The organism is Thiomonas sp., from assembly GCF_054608695.1.
Window position 1 is genome coordinate 1 of record NZ_JBTRXV010000015.1, and the last position, 25,685, is coordinate 25,685.

Sequence of the window (25,685 nt, forward strand, 5' to 3'; positions counted from 1 at the left end):
ACCGACGTTCCTGCTTGTCCAAGGTCAGCCCACCAGGCGCCACGGGCTGCTGCAGCGCGGCAAGTCGCGGCTGGTGCAATGTTTCTTCGGCGAGCGAAGGATCGCCGCTGAAGACATAGCTGCCGTCCTGCTGCCATTTCGCACGGTACATGGCCGCGTCAGCACGATCGATCAGCGTTTCAACGTCGTTGGCATCATCCGGATAGATGCTGATGCCAATGCTGGACCCCACGCGAACCACATGTCCTCCAGATCGACAGGGCACATTGAGGGCGGCGATGACCTTGTCAGCGATCGTGGCCACATCGGAAGGCTGGGCGATGTCGGCGAGCAGGATCAGAAACTCGTCGCCCCCAAAGCGCCCGACCAGGTCTTCTTCACGAATTGCGGAGCCAAGGCGCGTTGCAACCAGCTTGAGCACTTCATCACCCGTGGCATGACCCAGCGTATCGTTGATTTGCTTGAAGTTGTCGAGGTCCAAGAACAGCAACGCCAGGCGCGTGCCGTGCCGCTTGGCGTGGGCGATGGCCAGCGCAATCTGTTCGAGCATCAATCCGCGACCTGGCAATTGCGTCAGTGGGTCGATCCCCGCGGAGCGGGCGGCTGCGCTCAGCGCGTGCGCGGCATCTTCGGCCTTCTTCTGCGCACGCAGTGCGGCCAGAACCAACTGCTCGTTGGCCTCGACGATCCGGAACGTTTGGGTCGTGGCCAAACTGCTTTCGGCCACGACCACCTCCATCAGCAATCGCTTGAGCACCTCGCGCACAGCTTCGACCTGCTCTTGCAACTGAGCAAGCTCTTGCTCGGATTGTTCAGAAGCTGTCGAGTTCGGGTCCTGTGTCTGACTCACGGTGGCAGCCCCGGTTGGGTCCGTTCGGCTTGGAGGGTCAAGGGTCAAGGGTCAAGGATTATTTGCCGCTGGCGGATTGCCGGCATCTTCGGCCTTGCGCGTTGGCCGCCCTCCCAGCAGCCCCTCCTGATGGGGCAGCATCTCGCCGAGGTGGATGCCGTCGGCATCAATCTTGAATTCGCGCAAGGCGTTCGAGTGCGCGCTTGCCCGCACCTTGATGACGGCCATGACGCGCAGCAGGCGGCTGTCGACTTCAATGTATCGCTGCACGATGATGGCATCCGTCATGAAGGCGGCCCCGTAGGGACTGAAGCGCAGATCGGTATAGCGGTCTTCGAGCTCGGAAGTCATCAGCACGGTGACCCCTGCATACGACAAGGTGGTGACCATGCGCAGAAGAGATGCGCGGAAATCTTCCTTGAAGGTCGGAGCCAGCGCCAGCTCGAAACCCGATAGAGAATCAATCACGACCCGGCTTGCCTTCAGGCGCTGGACCTCACGCATGAGCATCTGAACGATTTCATCAATCGAAAGATCCGGCGCATGCTTATTCACCAGACCCACTTGATCGCGTTTGATGAGTTCCATGAGCGCGGGGTTGTTCGAACGGCTGGGGTGCTGCTCGAAGGTCGCAATCACGCCCGTCTCGCCGCACCGCGCCCCTTCAATCAAGAACGCCGAAGAAAGCGTACTTTTGCCGGAGCCCGAAGGGCCCGCGACCAGCAGTGAATACCCGCGCGGGAGTCCGCCACCCAGCATCTCGTCCAGGCCCGGAACGCCGAGCTTGAGTCGGAAACTCAGCGCCGACGTGGCGTCTTGATGGGGCCGGCGCGCTGGGGGCCGCGTATCGGACGATGGGAACACATGGAGGCCGGCGCTGCTGATGCGAAACGTGTGCAACCCCGGCTGCGGCGATTGACCGCGCATCTTCATGATCTCCATTTTGCGGACCATCGAGTTGCGGTGCAGGCTCTGGCGTAGCCAGATCAGGCCATCGGCCACGGTGAAGACCGGGTTGGCGTCGGTCTCGGTGAAGTATTCGCCGAGCAGGAACGTTGTCGCTTGCCAACTCGTCATCAACATCCCGAGTTGTTGGACGAATTGCTGCAGACTGTTGTGCTGGCTGCCCTCGGATTGGCTGGCAAGCACAACCGATCGGAACGAATCCACGACAACGAGTGCCGGGCTGTGCTCTTGAACCAGGGCGACGATGCGCTGCAGCACGCGGTCAAGATCCCCCGCCATCGCATCCTCCGAGAGGTTGAAGAAATGGACCCCCCGATTGATCTTCGAGCCGTCGAAGAAGTCGTACTGCTGCTGGTAGCGCAGCATTTTCAGCGGCGGCTCGCCCAGCACCGTGAAATACGGGGCGGGGCGCGCCGCTGTGGCGAGCGCAAACATCATCTGGTGCGCCAGGGTTGTCTTGCCACACCCAGGCGGGCCGGCGATGAGGTTGAAGGAAAACTCCGGCAAGCCTCCGCCCAACACTTCGTCCAAGCCGGGGACGCCGGTGACCAAACGTTTAATCGTCATTTTGGGGTGCTAGCCGGTTGTCTTGCCCCGTTGGGGCGCTCAAAAAATTGGTCCGCACGGACTCCAGCAAACGACCTGTCAACGTGGCTCCGATGAGGCTCGAGAGCAACGCATAGAACGTGTGGAGATGGGTTGTGGCACCGGCAGACGCATCGGCCCTGCTTTGCTGCGCGATGGCAGCTTTCAGGATGTCCAGATCCATGGCTGACGCCATGTCATGGTGCGCCATGCTCAACCAGGGATGGTCTTCGCTGGCGAGCCGCAGACTGCGCTGGAATAAAGCGGAGACTCCACGCTGCCCGATGATCGGGCTGAGCGCGGCATCGATCTGCTCCCAAAGGGAAATCACAGCCGCAGCGATTTGCGCCGAATCAGCATCGACGTCCCCCCCCCCCGAGAACTCCACGTTCATTGGATGCTGCCCCTGCGTGTCCATGGTGTGCCGTTGCGTGATGTTGCCAACTACGTGGGTCGGCCGGACCCTTGGATTGCGTGCAGCCCCTTGAAGATCAAAATCAGCGAACTCCTCGATGACGGCTGGTGCTGGCCAAGCTTGAACCACTGACAGAAATGTCCAAGCGCCGGAGTATGGGCTCGAACCAGTCCCCAGCGTTCTGTTTTTCAATTTTTTGACCTGCTCAGTGTACGTCTGGGAGGGGTTTCATGATGTTCGGTAACGCACAAAGCGGCAGACGAAATTGAGGGCCTGATTCTATTTCGATGTCTCCGGGCCGAACGCCCCGCGGCCGCAGTCGCTCGACGGATGCTCCTGAACTCGGGCCTGGATCTGTTGGGCCAAGCCCGGCGGCTGACGTCATGCATGGCGACCAGGAAACCGACTGGGCCGCCATGCCCTATGCCTGTGTGCATCCAAGACTGAACGCTGTGGTCATGACTGGGTGCGGCAGCGTACAGACGTATGGGGTGCTGTCTGCCATAGTCTTCACATGGCCATTTCGGTTGTATCTCGACAAGGAGTCATCATGAACTATTCAATACCCGCCGTTGTGTTGCTGGCAACCCTCGCGCTTGGTGCTTGTACAGGTCCCATGGGCCCGCAAGGCAACCAAGGTAATACTGGCAACCCGGGCAAAACTGGCATGCAAGGCATGACCGGGGATACCGGCAGCACTGGAAACACCGGCGATACCGGCGCGACGGGCGTTCCTGGCAAAAGCGGCGGCACCATCGTCGTTGTGCCGCCGCCGGCGCAGTAAGCAAGGGCGGAGGCAGTTGTCGTGGGCGCCGCTGCAAGCCACCATGTGAAGGGATGGCCGGATCAGCTCACCGGTTCAGCCATGCCCGCAGCAACCGGCCAATGGGATGGGAAGGCCGCGTGCGCATATAGGCATCTGCCGCCATTTTGATGGCCTCGGCCTGGGTCGGATAGGCATGGATCACCCCGGCGAGCGTGCTCAGGCCAATTCCCGCCACCATCGCCACTGAAATGCTGTTGATCATTTCACCCGCGTGCCGGGCGACGATGGTGGCGCCAAGAACGGTATCCGTGCCTTCTCGCACGTGAATTTTCACGAAGCCGTTTTCCTCGCCATCGGTGATGGCGCGGTCGACATCGTGCATCGGGACCGTGAAGGTCTTGACCGGAATGTTGCGCTCGCGTGCCTGCCGCACATACATGCCAACGTGGGCGATTTCGGGGTCGGTGTAGGTGCACCACGGAATCGTCAAGGCGCTCATGCGCTTGCGTCCGAAGAACAGGGCGTTTTGAACCGCGAGGCGCGCCGATGCTTCGGCCATATTGCTGTACTTGTGTTCGAGGCAGACGTCTCCAGCGGCGTAAATGCGTGGATTGCTGGTGCGCAAGAAGTCATCAACGTGAATCCCGGCATCAGGGTCGTATGCGACGCCGGCAGCTTCCAGCTTGAGCGCCCGTACCGCGGGCGTGTGGCCGATTCCGGTCAAAATTGCCTCGACCTCGACAGTCACGACGTTGCCGTCATTGACCAACTCAACGAGCTTGCGGCCGCGTTCCACGCGAACGCTGATGGCCTCGCTATTGAGGTGGATCTCGACACCGTCACGGGCCAGCGCGTCGGAGACCATCTGCGCGGCGTCGCGCTCTTCCTTGGGCAGGAACAAGGGGGCATTGTGGGCGATGATGGTTTGCACGCCGAAGCGGCTAAAGGCCTGCGCCAATTCGCAGCCGAGGGGCCCGCCGCCGATGACGAGCAAACTGCGCGGCAGCGCTGCCAGGTCGAAGACCGATTCGTTGGTCAGATAGCCGGCTTCGGTCAGGCCCGGAATCTCGGGCAGGATGGATCGTGATCCGGTGGCAATCAGCGCCTTCTTGAAGCGCAAACGCACACCGCCGACTTCGACCGCGTCAGCGCCGACGAAGTGCGCCGCGCCGAAATACAGATCGATCCCATCGGCGATCAGCCTTGCGGCCGAATCGACGCGGCTGATGCGGGCGCGGATGCGCCGCACCCGCTGCATCACCGCCTGAAAATCGACCTCGATCGTCGGGGGCGGCCCAGCGCCGAAGTTGGGCGCGTCGCGCATCTCGGCATACAGTCGCGAGGTTCGAATCATCGCCTTCGAAGGCACGCAGCCGTAGCTCAGTGAGCTGCCGCCAAGCCGGTGGCGTTCGATCAATGCCACGTTCATTCCGAGCCCCGCCGCGGCGCGTGCGGCTGCCAACCCGCCCGGCCCCGCACCGATGATGAGCAAGTGGTAGACGCCGGGTGGCGTCGGATTGACCCAGCCGGATGGGCAGACGTTGGCCAAAAGCTCCCGTTCATGGGCGCTGTCGCTCGAGGCTGCACCTGGGGTCGCGAGGGTCGACATCGGCCTCATGGTGCGCGGCGGCTACAGCCAGCCACCCGTGAACCCGGCGCGACGCAAGCCCGTCTGCATGATGCTGGAGCTTCGGCCCAGTTGCCACGGCAGGCCGGTACGGTAGTTCTCGATCATCAGCACGATCATGCCTTGATCGAGTCCGAACTCGCCCTCGGAGATCCAGACTTCGGCGGCGGGTTCGTTGAAGCTTGCATTGATTCCGCTGGAACGCAGCGCCTCGCGCTGTTGGCGCGCGCCATAGGCATCGAGATTCCGGACCGCGGGCAGCACGATTTCTGGCGCAAACACCAGCGATGCCAGGGTCGATGAGCCCGCAATGGTGCCGTCGTCGGGTCCGTACGGCACGCCGCGCGCGGCATAGCCGTAGAACCTCTGCAGCCGGCCGGCCATGAGCCGCGGCTCGGCCAACGGACCTTCGCCCGCGGAGAGGCCCCAGCAGTTGTCGGCATAGCCAGTGAAGCTGTGCGGATTGCGAATGGCATACTCGCGCTGCACATAGGTGGCACGACGGCTGTTCTCGAAATAGTCGCAGTTCTTTTCGCGCATGAAACGGTCGCGGATACCGCGAAAGTCAATCCACGCATGGGAGAACTGGTGAATGAAAAGCGGACCCGCATAGAGAAAGTCGTAGCCGTAAAGGTTCTCCCATTGGTAGGTCACGGTCCACGCCTGAAAGCTTGCTCCGGTGAACGGATGCGTCGGTGAACCCAGGCCCAACACATAAAGCAAGATGGCCTCGCTATAGCCCTCCCAGCCGTAGTGCAGAAAACCGCATTCAGGCTTCCAGCCCTGGGCAACCGTGGCGCCGTCGTATTGAGCCCAGCGCCAGTCAACCCTGCGGTACAAATGCCCGGCCAGCTCGCGCAGTTCGGTTTCGGCTGGCGTGCTGGCATCGAAGTAGGTGGCGGCCGTCAGCATCCCGGCCATCAACAAGGCGGTGTCGATCAGAGACAGCTCGGACTGCCACACCCGAGTGCCGGTTTCCATGTCGAGAAAATGAAAGTAAAAACCGCGGCAGCCGGTCGCGTTCGGGCTTCCCGTCTGGTCGCTGGCCCAAAAAAAACGCATGCAAGCGAGGCAGGCCTGCACGGCAGCGTCGCGCTCGATCCAGCCATGTTCCACCGCAATGGGATACGCCGACAGCGCGAAACCCATCACCGCGATGCTGGCCGGCGATCCGTCCCGCGTGGTGTCGGCGACCAAGCCGTTTCGCGCGTTCGTCGCCTTCGGAAAATAGTCGAAGGCCGCCTGCTGCAGCCGATCGAGCATGGCCTCGTCGGAGCACTGTGTTGCCTTCCCCGAGGCTGCCGCATCGGGCGTTGCCGGCGCTTTTGCCCGCATGCCGCCAGGGGGCGGGCTTGAGGTCGGCGTGGGTGCGGATGTCGGCATCATTCATCCAGCTTTGCTGCGCCCAGCCGGGCGCCGTGAAGCCGCCGCCGCGGCCGGCGATGAAGTCGCTGGCGCAATGGCGGCATCAACAATGGTTTGTGCCTCCTTGAGGATGCGCTGCAGGTGCTCGGCGCCCTTGATGCTCTCGGCATAGATTTTGTAAATGTCTTCAGTGCCCGATGGCCGCGCCGCGAACCAGCCGCTGCTGGCGACGACCTTGATCCCGCCAATGGGCGCGCCGTTGCCAGGCGCCTTGTTGAGGACGCTCTGAATCGTCTCCCCGGCCAACTCCGTCGATCCAATCTGTTGCGGCGTCAACGCCGCCAACTGCTTTTTCTGCTGCGCAGTCGCAGGCGCTTCGACCCTGTCGGCCACCGGATGATTGCCGAATGCCTTGGCCAAGTCCAGATACAGAGCGCCAGGATCGTGCCCGGTGCGTGCGGTGATCTCGGCCGAAAGCAGCGCCGCCGTGATGCCGTCCTTGTCGGTGGTCCAGACCGCGCCGTCGCGGCGCAGGAAAGCCGCACCCGCGCTTTCTTCTCCGGCGAACCCGAGGGTGCCGTCCAGCAACCCTTTGGAGAACCACTTGAAGCCGACCGGCACTTCGTCGAGGGAGCGGCCGAGTCGGGCAGCGATCTGGTCGATCAAGCGCGTACTGACAACGGTCTTGCCAACGGCAGCCCGTGCGCCCCATTGCGGCCGATGCCGAAACAGGTAGTCGATGGCGACCGCAAGATAGTGGTTCGGCACCAGCAGGCCGGCGGCGGGAGTGACGATGCCGTGACGGTCGTGATCGGTGTCGCAGGCGAAGGCGATATCGAAGCGGTCCTTGATGTCGAGCAAGCGCTGCATCGCGTACTTCGACGAGGGGTCCATGCGAATCTGCCCGTCCCAGTCGAGCGTCATGAAGCGAAAGGTCGGGTCGACGACATCGCTGACCACTTGAAGATCGAGCCGGTAGTGCTCCGCGATGCGTGCCCAGTAGTGAACGCCAGCGCCACCCAGAGGGTCGACTCCCATGCGGATCTTGGCGTTGCGAATCGCGTCCATATCGATCACGCTGCCAAGATCGCCGACATAGGCGTGGAGGAAATCATGGCGGTGCGTTGTTGCTGCGCCGAGGGCCTTCGGGTGGGACATGCGCTTCACGCCATCGAGGTTTTTTTCGAGAAGGCGGTTGGCGGTGGCGCCGATCCAGTCGGTGATGTCCTGGTCGGCGGGGCCGCCATTGGGCGGGTTGTATTTGAAGCCGCCATCGCGCGGCGGGTTGTGCGACGGCGTCACGACAATGCCGTCGGACAGCCCTGTGCTGCGGCCACGGTTGTGCGTCAGGATGGCGTGCGAGATTGCCGGGGTCGGGGTGTATTCATCGTTCAAGGCCAGCATCACATCGACGCCATTGGCTGCGAGCACTTCGAGCGCACTCGCGCATGCCGGCTCCGACAGCGCATGCGTGTCGATACCCAGAAACAGCGGCCCGTCGATGCCCTGCTTCTTGCGGTATTGGCATATGGCTTGCGTGATGGCGAGCACATGCCTTTCGTTGAAGGAAGCGTCCAAGGCCGAACCACGGTGCCCCGATGTGCCGAACGCAACGCGCTGCGCTGCGACTGTCGGGTCGGGCACATTGACGTAGTACGCCGTGACGAGCCTGGCCACATCGACAAGCAGCGCAACGGGCGCCGGCTTGCCCGCGAGCGGGCTGATCCGCGTGCTCATGGACGTGCTCCCTGCAGGGTCGGCGGCTGGCGGGCCAGTTGCTGCTTTGCCGCGGCGACGACATGCGCCGCATCCAATCCGAAATGCGCTTCAACGACCTTGCCCGGCGCCGACAAGCCAAACGTGCGCATGCCGAGGATGGCGCCGTGCTGCCCGACATAGCGCTCCCAGCCCAGGGGCGACGCGGCCTCGACCGAGACGCGCGCCGTCACGGCTGGCGGCAGCACGCTGTCGCGGTAGGCCTGGCTCTCGCGCTCGAACAGCTCCCACGACGGCATGCTGATGACGCGAGCCTTGATGCCTGCGCGCATCAGTTCCTCGCGAGCGGCGACGCACAGCGCGACTTCGCTGCCCGTCGCCAGCAGCAGCACGTCGGGCCGGCCATCGGCCGCGTCGGCCAGCACATAGGCGCCGCGCGCGAGGCCAGTGGCGCTGGCGTAGATGCTGCGGTCCAGCGTGGGCAGCGCCTGGCGTGTCAGCACCAGGCTGACCGGCCGATCCGTGGTCCGCATGATGACCTTCCATGCCTCCATCACCTCATTCGCGTCGGCCGGGCGCAGCAGCACCATGCCGGGCATCGCCCGAAACGATGCCAGCTGCTCGATCGGCTGGTGCGTCGGCCCGTCCTCTCCCATGCTGATGGAGTCGTGAGTCCAGAGATAGATCACCGGAATGCCCATCATCGCGCTGAGTCGGATGGCGCCTCGGCAGTAGTCGGTGAAGACAAAGAAGCTGGCGGCGAAGGGGCGAAGTTTCGACAAGGACAGGCCGTTGGCAGCGGCGCACATCGCATGCTCCCGAACGCCGAAATGAAGGTTGCGGCCCGCATAGGCATGGGCCCTGTCGGTGTGATCGGAGGGCGGCTGGAGGTCGCCGGCGAAGTCGAAAGTCAGATGGGTTTTTGTCGATGGCGCCAGGTCGGCCGCACCGCCGAGCAACCAGGGCATGTGTGCGGCGATGGCGTTCAACACCTTGCCCGAGGCGTCGCGCGTGGCGATGCCCTTGGGGTCGGCCGCGAAACTCGGCAGGGCGCCGTCCCAGTCGTCGGGCAAGGCGCGGCGCTGCATCTGCACGATTTGCAGCGCAAGGTCGGGGTACTGGGCCCGATAGGCGTCGAACTGCGTCGTCCAGTTGGCATGGGCACTCGCGCCACGCTCGCCGAATTGCGCACCGAAGTGCGCCTGCACACCGTCCGGAACGGCGAACTGCACAGTCGGATCGAAGCCGAAAAACTCCTTGGCGAGCCGCACTTCTTCGATACCGAGCGGTTCGCCGTGAGCTTCCTTGGTGTCTTGCTTGTGCGGCGCTCCGTAACCAATATGGCTTTGCACGATGACGAGTGTCGGCCGGTCGTCGGTGTCGATAAAGCTCTGGAAACTGCGTGTCAGAGCATCGAGGTCGTTAGCGTCGGCAACGCGAACGACCTGCCAGCCGTAGGCCTCGAAGCGCATGCCGACATCCTCCGTGAAGGTGATCGAGGTGGAGCCTTCGATGCTGATGTGGTTGTCGTCGTAGATCCAGCACAGATTGGCGAGCTTCAGATGGCCGGCGAGTGATGCCGCCTCGCTGCTGATGCCTTCCATCATGTCGCCATCGCCGCACAACGCGTACACGTTGTGATCGAACAGCGCAAAGCCGGGACGGTTGTAGGTGGCGGCGAGCCACGCCGAAGCCATCGCCATGCCGACGCTGGTGGCTGCCCCCTGACCGAGGGGGCCGGTGGTGGTCTCGACGCCCGCAGCCGCGCCGAATTCCGGGTGGCCGGTGCAGCAACTACCCGCCTGGCGAAAACGCTGCAACTCGGCCATCGTCACGGCCTGCCCGCGAGGCTTTGCATCCGCCGGGTCATCGCTCTCCGCCCCCGCCTTCACGCTGCACAGGAACAAGAGGCTGTAGAGCAAGGCCGAGGCGTGGCCGGCCGACAGCACGAAACGGTCGCGGTTCGGCCAGTCCGGCGCGTTCGGGTCATAGCGCAGAAAGCGCTGCCACAGGCAGTAGGCGACGGGCGCTGCGTCCAGCGGCGTGCCGGGGTGGCCGGAGCCCGCCTTCTGCACGGCGTCAATCGACAGCGTGCGCAGCGTGTTGATGCATCGCTGGTCGAGCTGCGCCGCGCCGCTCGCATCGTTGACCTCGGCGCCGTGTTCACCCTGCGTGTGGCTGTTCATAATGCCTCTCCGGCAATGGCATCGGTGCCGGCGACGCGTGCCGATCGCCCACGCTCGAAGATGTCGATCCACGCGCGCAGGCGCCCGGCAATCTGCGCGGCCGCGGCAGCACGCGTCAGGGTCTGTTCCCGGTAACCCGCGACAGCATCCCAAAAGCTCGTGCGCCCCACGGCGAAGCCAATGAACCCTGGAACGCTGGCGGCGGTTGCGAGCCAGCTTCGCACACTGGCTTCATCGGCGCCACGACCCAGCACGATGCAGCCGACCGCGTCGCGTCCATCGCGCCGCACCGTTTCAACCATCCGTACGCAATCGTCACGATTGGCCAGGCCCTCGATCTTCCAGACGTCGGGCTCGATCCCCGCGTCCTGCAAGGCGCGGATGGACTCGACCATGAGCTGCGGGCGCATGTTCAGGTCGTAGGCCGCCCGGTCACCGCTCAGGCCAGCGAGTTGCTGCCCGGTGGCGGGCACGAGCAGTTCGAACATGAATCGGCGACCGCTTGTTCGACAGACATCCGAGAGTTGTTTCAAGCGCGCGGCCTGGCGCAGATTCATCGCGCGGTCGCCCTGCGGGTTGTAGCGAACCAGCACTTTGGCGAAGGTCGGGTCGAAGACATCGATATGGCTGGCGAAGTCGTCTCCGTATTCAAACTTGAATTCGTCCGATCCACTGCTCTCGGTTGAAAGCGCCGTGGTGAAGCCGCGCCGGTGCGCGTCTCGCAGAATGCTGGCGCCGAACTCTTCGTCGACCAGGAGACCCGCCGATCCGCTTGGCACGCCGGCCTCCAATGCAAGCTGGAAGCCCTCGTAAATGAGCTGTTTGCTGTCGCAGACTTGGTCGCGCTGGAGTGCGGACAGCGGCGGCTCGAAGTGGAACATCCCGGTGACGTAGGAATGACGATGGTCGAATGGCAGCAGATAAAGCGCCTTGTCGTAGCCAATTTTCATGGCGACTCCTTGCGTTGGCGTTGGTAGCGACGCATCAATGCGTTGGTCGAGCTGTCGTGGGTGAGCGGCGCGTTGCTGGTGTCGGCCAATTCCGTCACGATGCGCTGCGCCAGAACCTTGCCCAGCTCGACGCCCCACTGGTCGAACGAATCAATGTTCCAGATGATTCCCTGCGTGAAGACGCTGTGCTCGTACAGCGCCACCAGGGCTCCAAGTGTGTGCGGAGTCAGCCGCTCGGCCAGCAGGGTATTGCTCGGGCGGTTGCCCTCGCACACGCGCTGCGCGACCTGCGCCTCGGCCACGCCCTCGGCCTTCAGCGCTTGTTCCGTCTTGCCGAACGCAAGGGCCTCGGTCTGGGCAAACAGGTTGGCCATCAACAAGTCGTGCTGATGGCCCCGTGGATTTTGGCTGTGGGCAAAACCGATGAAGTCGCACGCCACCAGCCGCGTGCCCTGGTGCAGCAGCTGGAAGAACGAGTGCTGGCCATTGGTACCGGGTTCACCCCAGACGATGGGCGAGGTCGCCGTGCTGACCTGCTGTCCAGCGGCCGTGACATGCTTGCCGTTGCTCTCCATGGTCAATTGCTGCAGGTAGGCAGGCAAGCGTTTGAGATCGTGGTCGTAGGGCAGCACGGCCAGCGTCTCGGCACCGAGGAAGTTGTTGTTCCAAATGGCCAGCAAGCCCAGCAGCACGGGCATATTGCGGGCAAGCGGGGTGCGCTGGAAATGCTCGTCCATGGCGCGAAAGCCAGCCAGCATGGCGCGAAAATGCTCCGGCCCGATCGCAATCATGGTGACGAGGCCGATGGCTGAATCCATCGAGTAGCGGCCACCGACCCAATCCCAAAGCGCGAACATATGGGCAGGGTCAATGCCGAAAGCCGCAACCGCCTCGGCGTTGCTCGAGACGGCGACGAAATGGCTGGCGACTGCGCGCTCGTCCCCGAGCTGGCTCAGGCTCCAGGCACGTGCGGCATGCGCATTGGTCAGCGTGTCGAAGGTGCGAAAGCTCTTGGAGCAGACGATGAAGACGGTTTCAGCCGCATCGAGGCCGCGTGTCGCTTCGGCCAGGTCGTTGGGATCGATATTGGAGACGAAGCGCATGCGCAGTCCAGCCTGGCTGTAGTGTCGCAGCGCTTCGCAGGCCATCACCGGGCCGAGATCGGAGCCGCCAATGCCGATGTTGATCACATTGCGAATGGGTTTGCCCGTGTGGCCGAGCCACCGGCCGCTGCGGATCCGGTCGGCGAAGGCCGCCATGCGGTCGAGCACGGCATGGACTTCGGGCACGACATTGACGCCGTCGACGACGATGCGCTCGCCGGCCGGAGCGCGCAGCGCCGTATGCAGCGCGGCGCGCTTCTCGGTCGCGTTGACCGGATCGCCACGGAACATTGCATCCATGCGCCCGCGCAGGCCGCAGCGTTGGGCCAACTCGACCAGCAGCTCAAGCGTCTCGTCGGTCACCCGGTTTTTCGAGTAGTCGAGGTAAAGCCCCGCCGCTTCGACATGCAGGCGTTCGCCGCGCTGCGGGTCATCGGCGAAATACTGGCGCAGATGCCGCTCGCCAAGGGCGTGATGGTGCTCGACGAGTGCCCGCCATACGGGAAGCTGGGTCAGCGGTTGCGCCGGTGGCCGTGCTTGCAGCGGCGCCGATGGCATGGGAAGCTCGGCGCGGCTCATGGCGCGCTGGCCTGCGTGAGCTGCGCCGTCTTGGTGCTGATGGCTTGCAACAGTTGACGCCACGAGGCGGCAAACGCCTCGGCGCCTTCACGCTGCAGGCGCTCGGCCAGGGCATCGGGGTCGATGCCCTGGCGGCCGCAGTCCGCAAGCACGGCTTCGGCGTCGCCTCCATCCGGCGGCAGCATGTGCCTGACTTGGCCGTGATCGGCAAAAGCGAGCAGGGTTTTTTCGGGCATGGTGTTGATGGTGCGCGGGGCAGCCAGGGCCTCGACATACAAGGTATCGGGCGCCGCCGGGTCTTTTGTGCCGGTGCTGGCCCACAACAAGCGCTGCGCGCGTGCTCCGGCGTTCGCCAGCTTTTGCCAGCGGGGTGAGGCCAGCAATGCGCAGTAGGCTTGATAGGTTTGCATCGCCACGGCGATGCCGAGGCGGTTGCGCAGCTGCGGCGGGATCGTGTCTTTCACCGCGACATCCCAGCGGCTGATGAAGAGCGACGCGACCGAGCCGACGTTCGGGTCGAGCCCGGCCTGGATGCGCCGCTCGACGCCGCGCAAGTAGGCCTCGGCCGCAGCCAGGTACTGCCTGCACGAGAACAGCAGCGTGACGTTCACCGCAAGACCGGCAAAGATGGCCGCTTCGATGGCCGCGAGGCCTTCGATGGTGCCCGGGATCTTGATGAACAGATTGGGACGATCGGCGCGGGCATGCAGTTCTGCCGCTTGCTTGATGGTGTTCGCGGCGTCGTGGGCCAGCAGTGGCGACACCTCCAGCGAGACCCAGCCGTCAACACCCGCGCTTGCATCAAAGATGGGACGGAACAGGTCGGCCGCCTGCGTCAGGTCTTCGAGCGCCAATGCAAAAAACAGGCTGTCGTCCGATTGGCCCTTGCGGGCCGTGCTGCGAATGGCCTCGTCGTAGGCGGCGGAGTGGCCGATGGCATGCTCGAAAATCGTCGGATTCGAAGTCAGTCCGGTCACGGCCAAGTCGCGGATATAGCGTGCCAATGTGCCGCTGCGGAGAAGCTCGCGCGTGATGTTGTCGAGCCAGAGGCTTTGGCCGAGATCGTGCAGTTTTTGGGTGGGGTTCATGACGACTCCTGTTCTGTGCCGCCGGCTGGTTTTGGCTCCAGTAGCGCTGCGAGGTCGACGTCCAGCAAATCACCGATGCAATCCAGGCTGATGTCAGCCTTCGGATAGTTCGCGATGTTCTTGGGGTCGTTGGCGTAATGGCCCTGGCGCGGAAAAACGGTTGTCAGGCGTTCGCCAAGGCTTTGCTTCATGGTCGCGAGGATGCGCAGCTTGTCATCGACCATCACGTAGTGCTGCGCCGGGTAGCGCTGCTGCACGGCGTCGAGCATGAGTTCCTTGTGGAGATAGATCAGCACGCGGCCCTCCACGGCGTGCCACAAGCCGGAGCGCTGCACCTTGCGCGGTTGGAACACGACATCGCCATCCGTCAGAAGCACGGTCGGGCCGAAACGCTGCAGCCGCGCGATGACACGCAGCGCGCCGGCATAGAGCCGGTCGGCGAATGGGTAATCGATCAGGAAGGTGGACATTTCCAGCAGCCGCGGATCGCTCAATGCATCCCGCAGCTCATCCATGCGGTAGCGCTGCAAGGCCCCCAGGTAGTCGGCATAGCCCAGTTCACTGCGCAACTGCTCGAAGAGAACCCAATAGCGTTCGGCGCTGACGCGGCCGAACGTGCGCTCCAGGTGCTGCCGGAGATCGTCGATGACACGGTCGTTGTCGAGCAGCGTGTTGTCGACATCCAGCAGAAAAACGACGTCATGGTCCATGGCATCAACCCTCGGCTTCAGGGTTGTGCCAGCCGCCGTCGGCCGCGATCAGGCGGTCGGCCTCTCGCGGTCCCCAGCTGCCGGGCGGGTAGGCGATGGCGCGCGGATGCTTGATGAGCACCGGCTCCACCACTGCCCAGGCTGCCTCGACAGCCTCTTCGCTGGTGAACAGCGCGTTGTCGCCGGCCATGGCGCCGGTGAGCAGGCGCTCATAGGGCGTTTCTTCGCCCGCCTCATCTTCGACGAGGGTCAGTTCGTGCTGCTCTCCCACATCATCCTTGCCAGGGCGTTTGACGCGGGCGGCCAGGGCAATCAGCGAGGTTGGCGACAGCCGAAAGCGCAGGTAGTTGGCCTCCACTCCCGTGGCCACGGCGTCCGCGAACAGCGCCAGGGACGGCGGTTGCAGCCTGACCAGCACCTCGCAGCTGGTCACTGGCAGTTGCTTGCCCGCACGCAAATACCAGGGCACGCCCGCCCATCGCTTGACGTTGATGTGCAGGCGCATCGCGCAATAGGTTTCGACATCCGAATCTTTCGCGACCTGCGGCTCATCGCGGTAAGTCGCGTACTGGCCACGCACCATGTCGGCGGGGTGCAAGGGCCGCATCGCCTTGAAAACATTGAGCTTCTCGCTGTTGACGGCCGCGAAGTCGCGTCGCGCCGGGGGCTCCATGGCGAGCAGCGCGGCGATCTGGAAGAGATGGTTCTGAATGACGTCGCGCAGGCAGCCAGCGCTCTCGTAAAAACGGCCGCGCCCAAGCACGCCGAAATCCTCGGCAAGCGTGATCTGCACGCTCGCCACATGCTTGCGGTTCCAGATGGGTTCGAGGAAGGAATTGGCGAAGCGCAGGTAGAGGATGTTCATGATCGCTTCCTTGCCCAGGAAGTGATCGATGCGGAAGATGGCATCGCTGGAAAAGGCGTCGGCCGCGACGCGGTTGAGTTCGCGCGCCGAGGCCAGGTCGCGGCCGAATGGCTTCTCGACGATGACGCGCCCCTGTGCCGCCAGCCCTGCTTTGCTCAGGCCACGGATGACGGTGGAGAACAGCGCGGGTGGAATGGCCAGGTAGTGCGTGGGTCGCTGGGACGTTCCGAGCGCGAGCTTGAGCTTGGCATAGGTGCCGGCGTCGTTGTAGTCACCGCTGACGTACTGCAGTTGCGACAACAACTGGGCGAGCGCCGACGTATCGTCGACGGCGCCGGCGCGCTCGATGCTTTGCTGTGCATGGACGCGCAGCTGCCCGATGGTCGAAGGCGAGGAGGCGACGCCGATCACCGGCCCATTCAGCGCGCCGCTCTTGCGCATGGCATAGAGCGCCGGAAAAATCATTTTGTCGGCGAGATCGCCAGTCACGCCAAAAACGACCAGCGCATCCGACGGCAGGGCTGCAGCGCGAGAGGAATCGTCATGCATGTCAGGGCTTCGGCTTGGGCTCGCCGGAAGTGAGTTCGACATGGCCGCCGAATTCATGCCGCATGGATGACAGCACGCGGTTGGCGAAATCGGCTTGATCGCGCGAGCTGAAACGCGCGTAGAGCGCAGCGCTCAGCACCGGCGCTGGCACCGCCTCGTCGATGGCGGCCTGAATCGTCCAGCGGCCTTCGCCGGAGTCGGAGACATGGCCCTGAAAGCTCGACAGCGCAGGATCCGCAGCCAGCGCTGCGGCGGTGAGGTCAAGCAGCCATGAACCAATGACGCTGCCACGCCGCCAAACCTCGGCGATCTCCGGCAGGTCCATGTCGAACTGGTACATGGCGGGATCGCGCAGCGGGGTCGTCTCGGCATCGACAGCGTCGGTGCGTTTGCCGACATTGGCGTTGTGCAAAATATTCAGCCCTTCGGCATACGCGGCCATGATGCCGTATTCAATGCCGTTGTGAACCATCTTGACGAAATGCCCGGCGCCATGGGAGCCGCAGTGCAAATAACCCTGTTCGGCGCTGCCTGCGCCTGGACTGCGCCCCGGGGTCGGGACGGCGGTGCCGGCTCCAGGCGCCAGCGCCACGAACAACGGGTCGAGGTGCTGGACGGTGGCTGTCTCGCCACCGATCATCAGGCAATAGCCCCGGTCCAGCCCGGCAATGCCACCACTGGTGCCCACGTCCACATAGTGCAAGCCAAGGGCACGCAAGGTGGCGGCGCGACGAATGTCGTCGCGGTAATAGGAATTGCCACCGTCGATGACGATGTCGTGCTTGTCGAGCAGCGGCGTCAGCGCAGCCAGGGTCGCGTCGACTCCCGCTGCGGGCACCATCAGCCAGATCGTGCGCGGCGTGGCCAGCGCCTGGACGAACTGCTGCATCGTCCCCGCGCCCTGGGCGCCCTCGCCCACCAGTGGCTTGATGGCGGCAGCTTGCGTGTCGTGGACGACGCATGCGTGGCCCGCGCGCATCAGCCGGCGCGTCATATTGGCGCCCATGCGTCCAAGTCCAATCATGCCGATTTGCATCGCAACATTCCTCGTTTTTCAGTTCGGTTCTTGTCGAGTTGGACACCGCACTTCGACCGCGTGTTCCAGACCGTCGTCAATCAAGGCAATGGCCGGCCCCGCCAGCTCGACACCATCCAGCGTCAGCCTCGGCTCTACGTCAGCTGCGGCCGTTTGCTGCACGGTGATGTGGTAGGTGGCCTCCAGGTAGCGGTAATGCACCTGGAATGAAGTCCAGTCCCGAGGAATGCATGGGACGAGGCGCAGTTGGTCGCCGATGCGCTGCAGACCCAGCAAGGACTCGAGGATGAAGCGGTACATCCAGCCGGCCGAACCGGTGTACCAAGTCCAGCCGCCGCGGCCGGCATGCGGCGCGAATGCGTAGACGTCGGAGGCCATCACGTAAGGCTCTGTTTTGTAGACCGCAATGGCCTCGGGCGAGTCGGCGTGCTGAATCGGATTCAGCATGTTGAACAGCTCCCAGGCACGTGCGGCATCACCAAGCGCGGCGAACGCCATGGCCACCCAAACGGCGCCGTGGGTGTACTGGCCGCCGTTCTCGCGGACGCCGCTGACGTAGCCCTGGATGTAGCCGGGGCTCGGATCGGAGTGGTTGAAGGGCGGGGCCAGCAGCTCGATCAGCGCGGCGTCGCGGCGCACGAGCCGGGTATCGACAGCGTGCATGGCGCGGCGTGCGCGCGTTGCCTCAGCGGCACCAGACAACACGGCCCAACTCTGGGCGATGGAGTCGATCTGACACTCGGCATTGCTCGACGTGCCAAGCGGCGAGCCATCGTCGAACCAACCGCGACGGTACCAGTCGCCATCCCAGCAGCTTTGTTCGATGGCGTTGCGCAGGCGAGTGGCCTCGCTTGTGCAACGCTCGACGAAGACAACATCGCCACGTTGCCGTGCCAGTTCGCCGAACTGTGTGAGAACACCATGCAGGAAGAAACCAAGCCAGACGCTTTCCCCTTTGCCTCCCACGCCGACCAGGTTCATGCCGTCGTTCCAGTCGCCCGAGCCCATCAGCGGCAAGCCATGCCCGCCGCAGCGCAAACCGTGCTCGATGGCACGCACGCAATGTGCGTAAAGACTTGCGGTTTGCCTGGACGTCGTGGGCAAGGCGTAGTCGGACACCGCATCGGCCTTGAGGGCGGCGCCGTCGATGAAAGGCACGGTTTCATCGAGTACACCGGTGTCGCCGGTGACACCGACATAGCGGCATGTCGCCAACGGCAGCCACAGGTAGTCGTCCGAGCAGCGCGTACGGATGCCGCGACCCGACGGCGGATGCCACCAGTGCTGAACGTCGCCTTCGGGAAACTGGCGTGACGCACTGCGGAGCAAATGCGCGCGCACCAAATCCGGGGTGGCATGGACCAGCGCCATCACATCCTGCAACTGATCGCGAAAACCGAAGGCGCCACTCGATTGATAGAACGCCGTGCGCGCCCAGAGCCGACACGAAAGAATCTGATAGACGAGCCAGCCGTTGGTCAGCACGTCGAGCGCCCGGTCCGGCGTTTCGACCTGCACGGCACCAAGCGTCTGCGCCCAGTACTGCTTCACGGCGTCGAGCGCGCCTTGTGCTGCCGCGGATCCGCGCCAGCGCTGCACGAGACTGGCCGCAGCCGCTTCGCCTTGCGCTGCGCCGAGTCGAAAGATCAGCTCGCCCGTCTGGCCCGCCGCCAAGGTGATCGGCATCCGGACGGCGGCACAAGGATCGAGCGCAACGCCGACGACACCCGAGAGCAGCGTCTGCGACATCGCGGCTGGATGACGCAGCGTGCCGTTGCGCCCAAGAAAGGCCAGGCGGTCACCGCACACGCTGGCGTTGGCGATGCCGTCCACATCCAGCATGGCGACCCGGCCTGCGAAGTCGGTGTTGTAGGGGTTGCGGGCGAATACGGCGCCGCTGCTGGCGTCAATCTCCGTTCTCACCTGCATGCAGGTCTTGGCGCGCTCATCGCCAAGCACCCATTCCACATAGGCCGTGACCGAAAGCCGGCGTGCGTCGGCCGAAGCATTGTGCAACTTCAGCACGGCAAATTTGACTGGCGCGTCGATCGCCACGTACACACTGAGAACCGAGTCAATGCTGTTTTCGCTGTGCTCGAACACGCTGTAGCCAAAACCGTGCCGTGTCACATATGGCGTGGCACCTGCTGTCGGCAGCAGTGTGGGCGACCAGAACTGGCCGCTGTCCTCGTCGCGGATGTAATACGCCTCGGTGTTGGCATCACCAACCGGATCGTTCGACCACGGGGTGAGGCGAAACGCTTGTGCGTTCTCGCTCCAGGTGTTCGCGCTGCCGCTCTCCGAGATGAGACTGCCGAATGACGGATTGGCCAACACATTGATCCACGGCGCAGGCGTCATCTGCCCCGGCGTGATCGTGATCACGTACTCGCGTCCATCGGGGCTGAACCCACCCAAGCCGCAGTCCAACAACAAATCGCGCGCAGGCGTCTGCATGGGCGGCGCCACTGGCGCCGGGCGCAAGGACTTGGTCGCGTTGTCGGCATCGCCCGCGAGGCGATCTGCAGCGGCTGGCGGCGGGGCTTCGGCCGCGCGCCGGCTGGCGAGTTGCTGCGACAAGGAGCCTTCGCCATCGCGCATCACGATGCGCGATGCCGTTTGCAGAAGAATGAGGTCGGACGGCGCCACTTTGTCGGCGTCGCGCATCCATAGCCCGCCCGGCTGATCCATCAGTTCAGCCGTGTTGCAGGCCTTGCTCGAACGCAGGAGCAGCGCGTGCAGATCAGCCAGGTTCGCGGTGTGGCCGTCACCTTCACACAGAAAGAGCGCATCCACCTTCAAGCCGTGCCATCGCCAATACGCATGCGCCTGGACGAACTCCCTGACCACATCGCAATGGGTCGGGCACCTCACCTGCAACAGCGCGATCGGTAAATCACCCGAAATCGAATACGCCCATAATCCCGATTGCCCCTGGTTGTTGCGCGCGATGATGTCCGGGCCGGCACGCATGGATGCGTTGGCGTAAATCAGGGAGCTGGCAAGCCCTGCATACAACTGCACGTCGGCTTCGCTTGCATCCAGCCGATGCAGGGTTTCTTGTCCACGCCTCGTCGCATCGGCAAGAATTGGGTCCGCGGCGGCGCCACTTCGATACCGCTCGATGCTTTGCAGGCAGGCTTTGCGTGTTTGCGCCACGCCGCAGAGCCAACGCACGACCACGGTTTCGCCAGGCTCGAGCTCGATCGGATAGCGAATCGACACGGCCGCATCGAGCACCGAGCCGGAGCGGCCGGAAAGCGTCGCGCCATGGTCCATGGCTTGCGGATGCTCCACAGTCCGCCCACGTCCGATGAAATCCGCGCGATCCGTGTTGTAGGACAGGTCCCCCAACGCCGGTTTCGATGCCTGCAGCAGGTGAAACGTCGAGGCTGGCTGGTCCCTGGCATCGCTCACCCGGCGGGTGCACAAGATGGCCTGTTGTGCGGGCAAGATCTCCGTTTCCACGAACAGCTTTTCAAAGGCGGGATGTGTGGAATCAGCAGCATTCGATGCAAGCACGATTTCCGCATAACTCGTGACTTCAATCGCTCTCTTGCCGAACGATTGGTTGCTGATTCTGATTCTGCGGAGTTCGACATCATCGAACGGCGAGACGGCAATTTCCGTTTCGATCCGTATACCGTGGTCAAGGCGGCGAATGATCGCCAGCCCTTCCGAGAACACAGTTTCGTAGACATCCCCTCGCTGCAACGTCGGCTGATACGTCGTCGACCATACCTGTCCACTCGCGAGATCGCGGATATAGCAAAACGATCCCCAGTTATTGCAGGTCGCATCGTCACGCCAGCGCGTGACAGCAATATCCTTCCATCGGCCGTACCCGCCGCCAGCGCTTGTGAGCATGATGTGGTATTCATCATTCGACAGCAAATGCACGTCTGGGTGCAAATGATTCAAGTCACGGCATAAATCTGCCTGGACGGTCCGAGAGGCTCTCATTGGCTGCCTCTACATGGCTTCAGTGAGCATGCTGGAATAGGCGTGCACCGGCAGCCTCGCATAGTGCTGACGTCGTTCGTGGGTAGCACACCCGGAAAGCAAGGACTGCAAACCAGAAGGATTGATCATGCGTAGATTGCGTTTATTCACCTCAAGCAACTCGGCCTGATGGAACTCCGACATGATTCTGCTGCCTGTTTCCAGGCGCAGCCCCAGATAACTGCCAATCTCCTCCCGGTTCATGCTCAACGTCAGCACATCGGATTCAATCATGTTCGGCTTGTAGCGCTCGAACAGTTCCAGAATAAACCGAGCGATGCGCTCATCAGCACGCGTGCTTCCCAGCATGAATTGAACCTCTCGGGCACGTACCGAACAATTTGCGCAATGAGGCGAACAATCCAAGATTTCTTGCATGGAATGAAATCCGTTACGGATTTTTGGATTCTGGCGTATTGCGTCCAATCCAAAATAATCGTTACACATCAAACTGGCATCATCCCGAAATACGCCTGCTGCATGGTAAACTGCGTGTGATGAAAGACACATGCAAAACTGTCTGCTCGCGATGAGGTGATCGTAGGCACAATATCGTGCTTTCAAAACACCGAATATGACGAATATCGGGATATCAGTCCAAGCTTCCCTCCGCGGCAATTGTTCCGGCAGCGGTGGGTTTTCCTTTGAGGATCCATTCGAATCCCACTGCAATCATCGCACCGATGATGGGACCAACAATGTAAATCCAGCTTGTACTCAAATTGCCGCGTATCAGGTCAGGAGCAAACGAACGGACTGGATTCATCGAGGCGCCACTGATTGGTGCCGCCCAAAGTCCTGCCAGGACGATGTAACCACCGATCGCGAGTGCCGCGTTGGAACCAACATTGCGCGCTCCAGAGGCCGTGCCGAGTATGGTGCTGACCAGGCCTGTCGTTAACAGGACTTCCATGACAAGCGCCTTGAAATCGCCAATTCCTTGTCCCGGTACCGTGGCACCCAATAGGCCTACCGTGCCGAACATCGCCCTTAAGAATAGAGCTGCGGCAATACCCCCCACGAACTGCGCAACGATATATCCAGGAACCCGGTTCCAAGGGAAATTGCGGCGCACCGCAAATGCAAGGGTGACTGCCGGATTCAGGTGCGCACCGCCGACAGTCCCCATGAAATAGATGATGGCCATGACCATCAAGCCCGGCGCGGTGACCATCATGCTCAGTGATATGGCGCCATCACTCCGGGCGCCAACGACTACAGATCCGGCGGCAACGACCACGAGAAGAAACGTACCCCAGACCTCGGAAAAAAGACGTCGCCATTCTTGCGATGACTCCTCGAAGTCAGGCGGTACAGGGGCATGCAGCATGCGCCGCACGGGTGCCGATCCAATATCCCGGGGATGCTCCTTGGCCATCGCTCGTCTCGACTCAGACAATTTTGCAGGGAATCGTGGCATCTTCATCAAATTTATAAACGGCGCAGAGTCTGTGATAGCCATCTGCAATAATCAATTTACCGCTCACTCTGTCTCTATAAAGCAATAAAGGTGATAATTTTTCGCCACGAATAATCTGCGCCGTATCATGCTCGACATGGCTGTTGCTGACTCCAAGAAACGATAATCCTGAAGCTCTGAAAATATCCTTTGCTGCAAATTCAGTCATATCAGCCAGCTTCAATTCGCCTGCGATCGTCTCCGCTTCGTCGCGGCTCTTTGTCAAGTTTAGATAGGAGGCGGCAGCCGGGTAATCATGTTTCTGCGGCTTATCAAACCATTTTATTTTCATTGACATTCCTTCAGACTATGCAGATCAACAGTTCTCGTCAAAAAATAAAATGGCGTGGGTAAATTGCTGCACGACAACAGGCCAATTTTTCTTTTTCGAAATGACGTTATACCCGTCACGTGGCATGAGACGAACCGACAAGTCGACGTGACGGCCTCGATAGAAAAGAAAGTTGCTGGCTTAGACATGCACAGTCATGAAGAGGCTAACACTTTAATTCTTCTTTTTCTGTTGCAATTCGTTTTTAACCATTTTCACACCTTCGACGGCAGATGCGATGCGAACAGCGCGTTCGGAGTCTTTCATGTTTTTGACGGTCCCACTCAAAGTCACCACATCCTGCTTCGTATCGACGTGGATATCCAAGCTCTTGAGCATTTCATCTTTCATCAACATGGCTTTCACTTTGGCCGTGATGACTGCATTGTCCATGTAACTGCCTGCGCCACCATCTTTCGATGACATTTGATTCTGTTGTGCCATGGTTGAAGGTTGTGACGCTGCCGCCCCGTAACCACTCGCTTGTGCATTGGTTACGGCTGTGACTGTTAAAAACAGAAAACAACCGACAAGGGGAATCCACTTCTTGTACGAAATATTGGTTGGCATGATATGCTCCTTGGTTTATGCAATAAAATGACGGATTCAATAAAAAAACAAATCGTTATGTTTGCGCAAAATCAACTCGAAAGAAGCCGCCAATCATCAATATTAAATTCCGCAAAGTACCGAAAAATTCCAAATTATTTGACATTAGGATTCGACGGCGCTTCAACCATGGCATCTGTGGTGCACAATAACCGCAACTTCCTCTCCCACCCGGAAAATCAATCAGACAAGTCCTAACACCAAGAGGACGACTAGAATCAAAACGATAAAGCCTAGAGTTCCACTTGGATAATAACCCCAACTCCTGCTGTGAGGCCAAGTTGGAATGGTGCTGATGAACATGATGACCAGAACAATCAATAACAGGCTTATCAGTGACATGTCAGATTCCCGATGAATGTGCTGCTTGTCGAGGCGATTTCTGATGCGGAAATTGATGTTTTTTGTTCAACCCATTTCCGAGACACTTCGCGCCATTGACGCACGACGCCGATGCGCGTTGCCTCAAGGCTAATATTGAACTCCTACGGATGTTTTGACGCTTCTTGCTTGGTTGACGATCCTTACCCTGTCATTGTTTTCGACATGATGGATTCATTTTGGTTGTTTAGACGATACTTGATTGATCATATAATGCGACTTGAAACCCGTTTTGAGTTGTTAGACCGGCGTCATGAACAAAGTACGGTAGAAAAGTTGTTAGAACAGTGCGCTACCGTACACAAGACATATTTTTTTACGTATACCGCATTCAACGTTCAATCTTGCCTCCTACCTGCAGGCTCGGCGCCATTCACGACTCGCATGCTCCGCATGCGGGCTTGTCACTTGACGGCGTGCTCGCGTCTGTGCAGGCAGATGGCACGGCCCAGGAGTTCGACAGTCACGCTTCCAAGCCGACCAAGCCGACGATACTGCTTGAGCAAGGATCGAAACGTGCCCCCACGGAAGGGCGGCCAAGTTCGGCGTCATGACGCGGTACAGGGCCAGAGCAGCAGATCAGCGCATGGACGAGGATGTGCTCGGGCAGGCGGCGAAAGACGGGGGCGATCTCAATCTCGGACTTCAGCACCCGGGAGCCGCGCTCGATGCCGGTCAAGTGCTTGTGGCGCTGGGAGACTTCTGCTGGCAAGAGGTCCTGGGTGTTCGTCGCATGAATGGAAAATGAGTCGCCATTCGATACAAACGCGCCACACGCCTTGCTGCAGGTCGCCCCATGTCCAGCGCTCTCGATTGAGCCCATTTTCGGGCGCGAGCTGCCGAACTCGGGCGCACTGGAAGTCAATGAAAACCGCGGTGATTGCGGTTTTTTCTTGTGCCACAGCGCATTGCAAGGCATGCGTGGGGCATCAACAACTGGCGTGTCTCGCCAGTTGCTTCAGATCTTCCAGCGCTCGGCCAATTTGGATGGCCGCAAGGTGTCGTACTCCTCGAACGGCTGATGAATCCAGGGGCTCGAAGGCAGCATGTCGACGTAGTAGTCGGGCAGAACCGTTGAAATGCCCTTCACCCAGATCACGGCGCTGCGCATCTCGCTGATCTTCAGCGGGCTGTGCAGGAGGCGATCGGCCACGGCCTTGAGGGTTTCACCCGAGTCGGCCAAGTCATCCACCAGCAAGACACGGCCTTCGAGTTCGCCGCGCGGCAGCGTGATGTAGTTGGCAATGTCCAAACGCCCCTGCTTGGTGCCCGCAGCTTCTCGGTAAGAACTGGTGGACATGATGGCCAGGGGTTTGTCAAACACACGCGACAGGATGTCGCCGGGTCTGGCGCCGCCGCGTGCGAGGCACAGAATCTGATCGAATTCCCAGCCCGACTTGTAGACCTTGAGCGCGAGTTTTTCGATCAGGGCGTGGTATTCGTCCCAGGACACATACATGTGCTTGCCGTCTTCGCTGAGCATGATGGATAGGGCCGGTGAGAGGATAGGAGTGTAGGTGTGGATGAACGGAGAGCGGGCTGCGCGG

General features: G+C 61.7%; 22 protein-coding genes. 1 reads left to right on the plus strand and 21 read right to left on the minus strand.

Annotated elements, in window-relative coordinates; translation table 11 throughout:
- From ACYCUK_RS07865 to ACYCUK_RS07875, 3 genes are all read right to left on the minus strand, one after another.
- Window positions 1-766: diguanylate cyclase domain-containing protein (locus ACYCUK_RS07865; RefSeq protein ID WP_461594244.1), on the minus strand; the 766-nt coding region annotated here is incomplete at its 3' end.
- Window positions 767-901: 135 nt separating this feature from the next.
- The gene (locus ACYCUK_RS07870) at window positions 902-2,383 is read right to left on the minus strand and encodes an ATPase domain-containing protein (protein WP_461594245.1); all 1,482 of its coding nucleotides are present in this window, start codon (window positions 2,381-2,383) and stop codon (window positions 902-904) included.
- The gene (locus ACYCUK_RS07875; protein ID WP_461594246.1) at window positions 2,373-3,008 is read right to left on the minus strand and encodes a hypothetical protein; all 636 of its coding nucleotides are present in this window, start codon (window positions 3,006-3,008) and stop codon (window positions 2,373-2,375) included. Before ACYCUK_RS07875 ends, ACYCUK_RS07870 begins: the two co-directional genes overlap by 11 nt.
- 358 nt (window positions 3,009-3,366) lie before the next feature.
- On the opposite strand from ACYCUK_RS07875, the gene ACYCUK_RS07880 reads away from it, so the two are divergent.
- Entirely contained in the window at window positions 3,367-3,600 is a 234-nt protein-coding gene (locus ACYCUK_RS07880; RefSeq protein ID WP_461594247.1) for a hypothetical protein, read from the plus strand.
- Window positions 3,601-3,667: 67 nt separating this feature from the next.
- On the opposite strand, the gene ACYCUK_RS07885 is transcribed toward ACYCUK_RS07880, so the two are convergent.
- The 18 genes from ACYCUK_RS07885 to ACYCUK_RS07970 all read right to left on the minus strand — a co-directional run bounded on the left by ACYCUK_RS07885 (window position 3,668) and on the right by ACYCUK_RS07970 (window position 25,621).
- Window positions 3,668-5,191, minus strand: a complete 1,524-nt coding sequence (locus tag ACYCUK_RS07885) for a mercuric reductase (RefSeq protein WP_461594248.1) — start codon at window positions 5,189-5,191, stop codon at window positions 3,668-3,670.
- 21 nt (window positions 5,192-5,212) lie between these two features.
- Window positions 5,213-6,592, minus strand: coding sequence for a glucoamylase family protein (locus ACYCUK_RS07890; protein ID WP_461594249.1), 1,380 nt, complete (start codon window positions 6,590-6,592; stop codon window positions 5,213-5,215).
- A 3-nt stretch (window positions 6,593-6,595) separates the two neighbouring features.
- Window positions 6,596-8,311 carry a phosphoglucomutase (alpha-D-glucose-1,6-bisphosphate-dependent) gene (gene pgm / locus ACYCUK_RS07895; RefSeq protein ID WP_461594250.1) on the minus strand — a complete coding sequence of 572 codons (1,716 nt, stop codon included), beginning with the start codon at window positions 8,309-8,311 and terminating at the stop codon, window positions 6,596-6,598.
- A complete protein-coding gene (tkt, locus tag ACYCUK_RS07900; RefSeq protein ID WP_461594251.1) occupies window positions 8,308-10,476 on the minus strand; it encodes a transketolase in 2,169 nt (722 codons plus the stop codon). Before tkt ends, pgm begins: the two co-directional genes overlap by 4 nt.
- Complete coding sequence (locus ACYCUK_RS07905) at window positions 10,473-11,426, minus strand: 2-deoxy-5-keto-D-gluconate 6-phosphate aldolase domain-containing protein (protein WP_461594252.1); 954 nt, start codon at window positions 11,424-11,426, stop codon at window positions 10,473-10,475. The genes tkt and ACYCUK_RS07905 overlap by 4 nt, the downstream gene beginning before the upstream one ends.
- Window positions 11,423-13,108 carry a glucose-6-phosphate isomerase gene (pgi, locus tag ACYCUK_RS07910; protein ID WP_461594253.1) on the minus strand — a complete coding sequence of 562 codons (1,686 nt, stop codon included), beginning with the start codon at window positions 13,106-13,108 and terminating at the stop codon, window positions 11,423-11,425. Before pgi ends, ACYCUK_RS07905 begins: the two co-directional genes overlap by 4 nt.
- Window positions 13,105-14,196, minus strand: a complete 1,092-nt coding sequence (gene tal / locus ACYCUK_RS07915; RefSeq protein ID WP_461594254.1) for a transaldolase — start codon at window positions 14,194-14,196, stop codon at window positions 13,105-13,107. Before tal ends, pgi begins: the two co-directional genes overlap by 4 nt.
- On the minus strand, window positions 14,193-14,906 hold the full coding sequence (locus tag ACYCUK_RS07920; RefSeq protein ID WP_461594255.1) for an HAD family hydrolase: 714 nt from the start codon (window positions 14,904-14,906) through the stop codon (window positions 14,193-14,195). Before ACYCUK_RS07920 ends, tal begins: the two co-directional genes overlap by 4 nt.
- A 4-nt stretch (window positions 14,907-14,910) precedes the next feature.
- Window positions 14,911-16,320: a glucose-6-phosphate dehydrogenase gene (gene zwf / locus ACYCUK_RS07925; RefSeq protein ID WP_461594256.1), complete on the minus strand. Its 1,410-nt coding sequence runs from the start codon at window positions 16,318-16,320 to the stop codon at window positions 14,911-14,913.
- A gap of 1 nt (window position 16,321) precedes the next feature.
- Window positions 16,322-17,356 (minus strand): phosphogluconate dehydrogenase (NAD(+)-dependent, decarboxylating), encoded by a 1,035-nt coding sequence (gene gnd / locus ACYCUK_RS07930; protein ID WP_461594257.1) that lies wholly within the window; start codon window positions 17,354-17,356, stop codon window positions 16,322-16,324.
- A gap of 18 nt (window positions 17,357-17,374) precedes the next feature.
- Window positions 17,375-21,319: a GH36-type glycosyl hydrolase domain-containing protein gene (locus ACYCUK_RS07935; protein ID WP_461594258.1), complete on the minus strand. Its 3,945-nt coding sequence runs from the start codon at window positions 21,317-21,319 to the stop codon at window positions 17,375-17,377.
- 9 nt (window positions 21,320-21,328) lie between these two features.
- On the minus strand, window positions 21,329-21,667 hold the full coding sequence (locus ACYCUK_RS07940) for a Crp/Fnr family transcriptional regulator (RefSeq protein WP_461594259.1): 339 nt from the start codon (window positions 21,665-21,667) through the stop codon (window positions 21,329-21,331).
- 283 nt (window positions 21,668-21,950) lie between these two features.
- Window positions 21,951-22,736: an MIP/aquaporin family protein gene (locus ACYCUK_RS07945; RefSeq protein WP_461594260.1), complete on the minus strand. Its 786-nt coding sequence runs from the start codon at window positions 22,734-22,736 to the stop codon at window positions 21,951-21,953.
- A gap of 13 nt (window positions 22,737-22,749) precedes the next feature.
- Window positions 22,750-23,109, minus strand: a complete 360-nt coding sequence (locus ACYCUK_RS07950) for a hypothetical protein (RefSeq protein WP_461594261.1) — start codon at window positions 23,107-23,109, stop codon at window positions 22,750-22,752.
- A 213-nt stretch (window positions 23,110-23,322) separates the two neighbouring features.
- Window positions 23,323-23,718, minus strand: a complete 396-nt coding sequence (locus tag ACYCUK_RS07955; protein WP_461594262.1) for a BON domain-containing protein — start codon at window positions 23,716-23,718, stop codon at window positions 23,323-23,325.
- 222 nt (window positions 23,719-23,940) lie between these two features.
- Window positions 23,941-24,099, minus strand: coding sequence for a DUF3309 domain-containing protein (locus tag ACYCUK_RS07960; RefSeq protein ID WP_112486918.1), 159 nt, complete (start codon window positions 24,097-24,099; stop codon window positions 23,941-23,943).
- 502 nt (window positions 24,100-24,601) lie between these two features.
- Window positions 24,602-25,057: a hypothetical protein gene (locus tag ACYCUK_RS07965; RefSeq protein WP_461594291.1), complete on the minus strand. Its 456-nt coding sequence runs from the start codon at window positions 25,055-25,057 to the stop codon at window positions 24,602-24,604.
- 39 nt (window positions 25,058-25,096) lie between these two features.
- Window positions 25,097-25,621: a phosphoribosyltransferase gene (locus tag ACYCUK_RS07970; protein WP_112486921.1), complete on the minus strand. Its 525-nt coding sequence runs from the start codon at window positions 25,619-25,621 to the stop codon at window positions 25,097-25,099.
- Between the last annotated feature and the right edge of the window lie 64 nt (window positions 25,622-25,685).

Excerpts from the sequence above, each read along its gene's own strand:
- pgi (WP_461594253.1), bottom strand. The coding sequence starts at position 13,108 with ATGAGCCGCGCCGAGCTTCCCATGCCATCGGCGCCGCTGCAAGCACGG.
- ACYCUK_RS07970 (WP_112486921.1), bottom strand. The coding sequence starts at position 25,621 with ATGCTCAGCGAAGACGGCAAGCACATGTATGTGTCCTGGGACGAATAC.
- gnd (WP_461594257.1), bottom strand. The coding sequence starts at position 17,356 with ATGCAAATCGGCATGATTGGACTTGGACGCATGGGCGCCAATATGACG.
- ACYCUK_RS07950 (WP_461594261.1), bottom strand. The coding sequence starts at position 23,109 with ATGAAAATAAAATGGTTTGATAAGCCGCAGAAACATGATTACCCGGCT.
- ACYCUK_RS07945 (WP_461594260.1), bottom strand. The coding sequence starts at position 22,736 with ATGGCCAAGGAGCATCCCCGGGATATTGGATCGGCACCCGTGCGGCGC.
- ACYCUK_RS07935 (WP_461594258.1), bottom strand. The coding sequence starts at position 21,319 with ATGAGAGCCTCTCGGACCGTCCAGGCAGATTTATGCCGTGACTTGAAT.
- ACYCUK_RS07955 (WP_461594262.1), bottom strand. The coding sequence starts at position 23,718 with ATGCCAACCAATATTTCGTACAAGAAGTGGATTCCCCTTGTCGGTTGT.
- ACYCUK_RS07885 (WP_461594248.1), bottom strand. The coding sequence starts at position 5,191 with ATGTCGACCCTCGCGACCCCAGGTGCAGCCTCGAGCGACAGCGCCCAT.
- ACYCUK_RS07905 (WP_461594252.1), bottom strand. The coding sequence starts at position 11,426 with ATGAAAATTGGCTACGACAAGGCGCTTTATCTGCTGCCATTCGACCAT.
- tal (WP_461594254.1), bottom strand. The coding sequence starts at position 14,196 with ATGAACCCCACCCAAAAACTGCACGATCTCGGCCAAAGCCTCTGGCTC.
- ACYCUK_RS07880 (WP_461594247.1), top strand. The coding sequence starts at position 3,367 with ATGAACTATTCAATACCCGCCGTTGTGTTGCTGGCAACCCTCGCGCTT.
- ACYCUK_RS07940 (WP_461594259.1), bottom strand. The coding sequence starts at position 21,667 with ATGCTGGGAAGCACGCGTGCTGATGAGCGCATCGCTCGGTTTATTCTG.
- pgm (WP_461594250.1), bottom strand. The coding sequence starts at position 8,311 with ATGAGCACGCGGATCAGCCCGCTCGCGGGCAAGCCGGCGCCCGTTGCG.
- tkt (WP_461594251.1), bottom strand. The coding sequence starts at position 10,476 with ATGAACAGCCACACGCAGGGTGAACACGGCGCCGAGGTCAACGATGCG.
- ACYCUK_RS07890 (WP_461594249.1), bottom strand. The coding sequence starts at position 6,592 with ATGCCGACATCCGCACCCACGCCGACCTCAAGCCCGCCCCCTGGCGGC.
- ACYCUK_RS07920 (WP_461594255.1), bottom strand. The coding sequence starts at position 14,906 with ATGGACCATGACGTCGTTTTTCTGCTGGATGTCGACAACACGCTGCTC.
- ACYCUK_RS07870 (WP_461594245.1), bottom strand. The coding sequence starts at position 2,383 with ATGACGATTAAACGTTTGGTCACCGGCGTCCCCGGCTTGGACGAAGTG.
- ACYCUK_RS07965 (WP_461594291.1), bottom strand. The coding sequence starts at position 25,057 with ATGCCTTGCAATGCGCTGTGGCACAAGAAAAAACCGCAATCACCGCGG.
- zwf (WP_461594256.1), bottom strand. The coding sequence starts at position 16,320 with ATGCATGACGATTCCTCTCGCGCTGCAGCCCTGCCGTCGGATGCGCTG.
- ACYCUK_RS07960 (WP_112486918.1), bottom strand. The coding sequence starts at position 24,099 with ATGTCACTGATAAGCCTGTTATTGATTGTTCTGGTCATCATGTTCATC.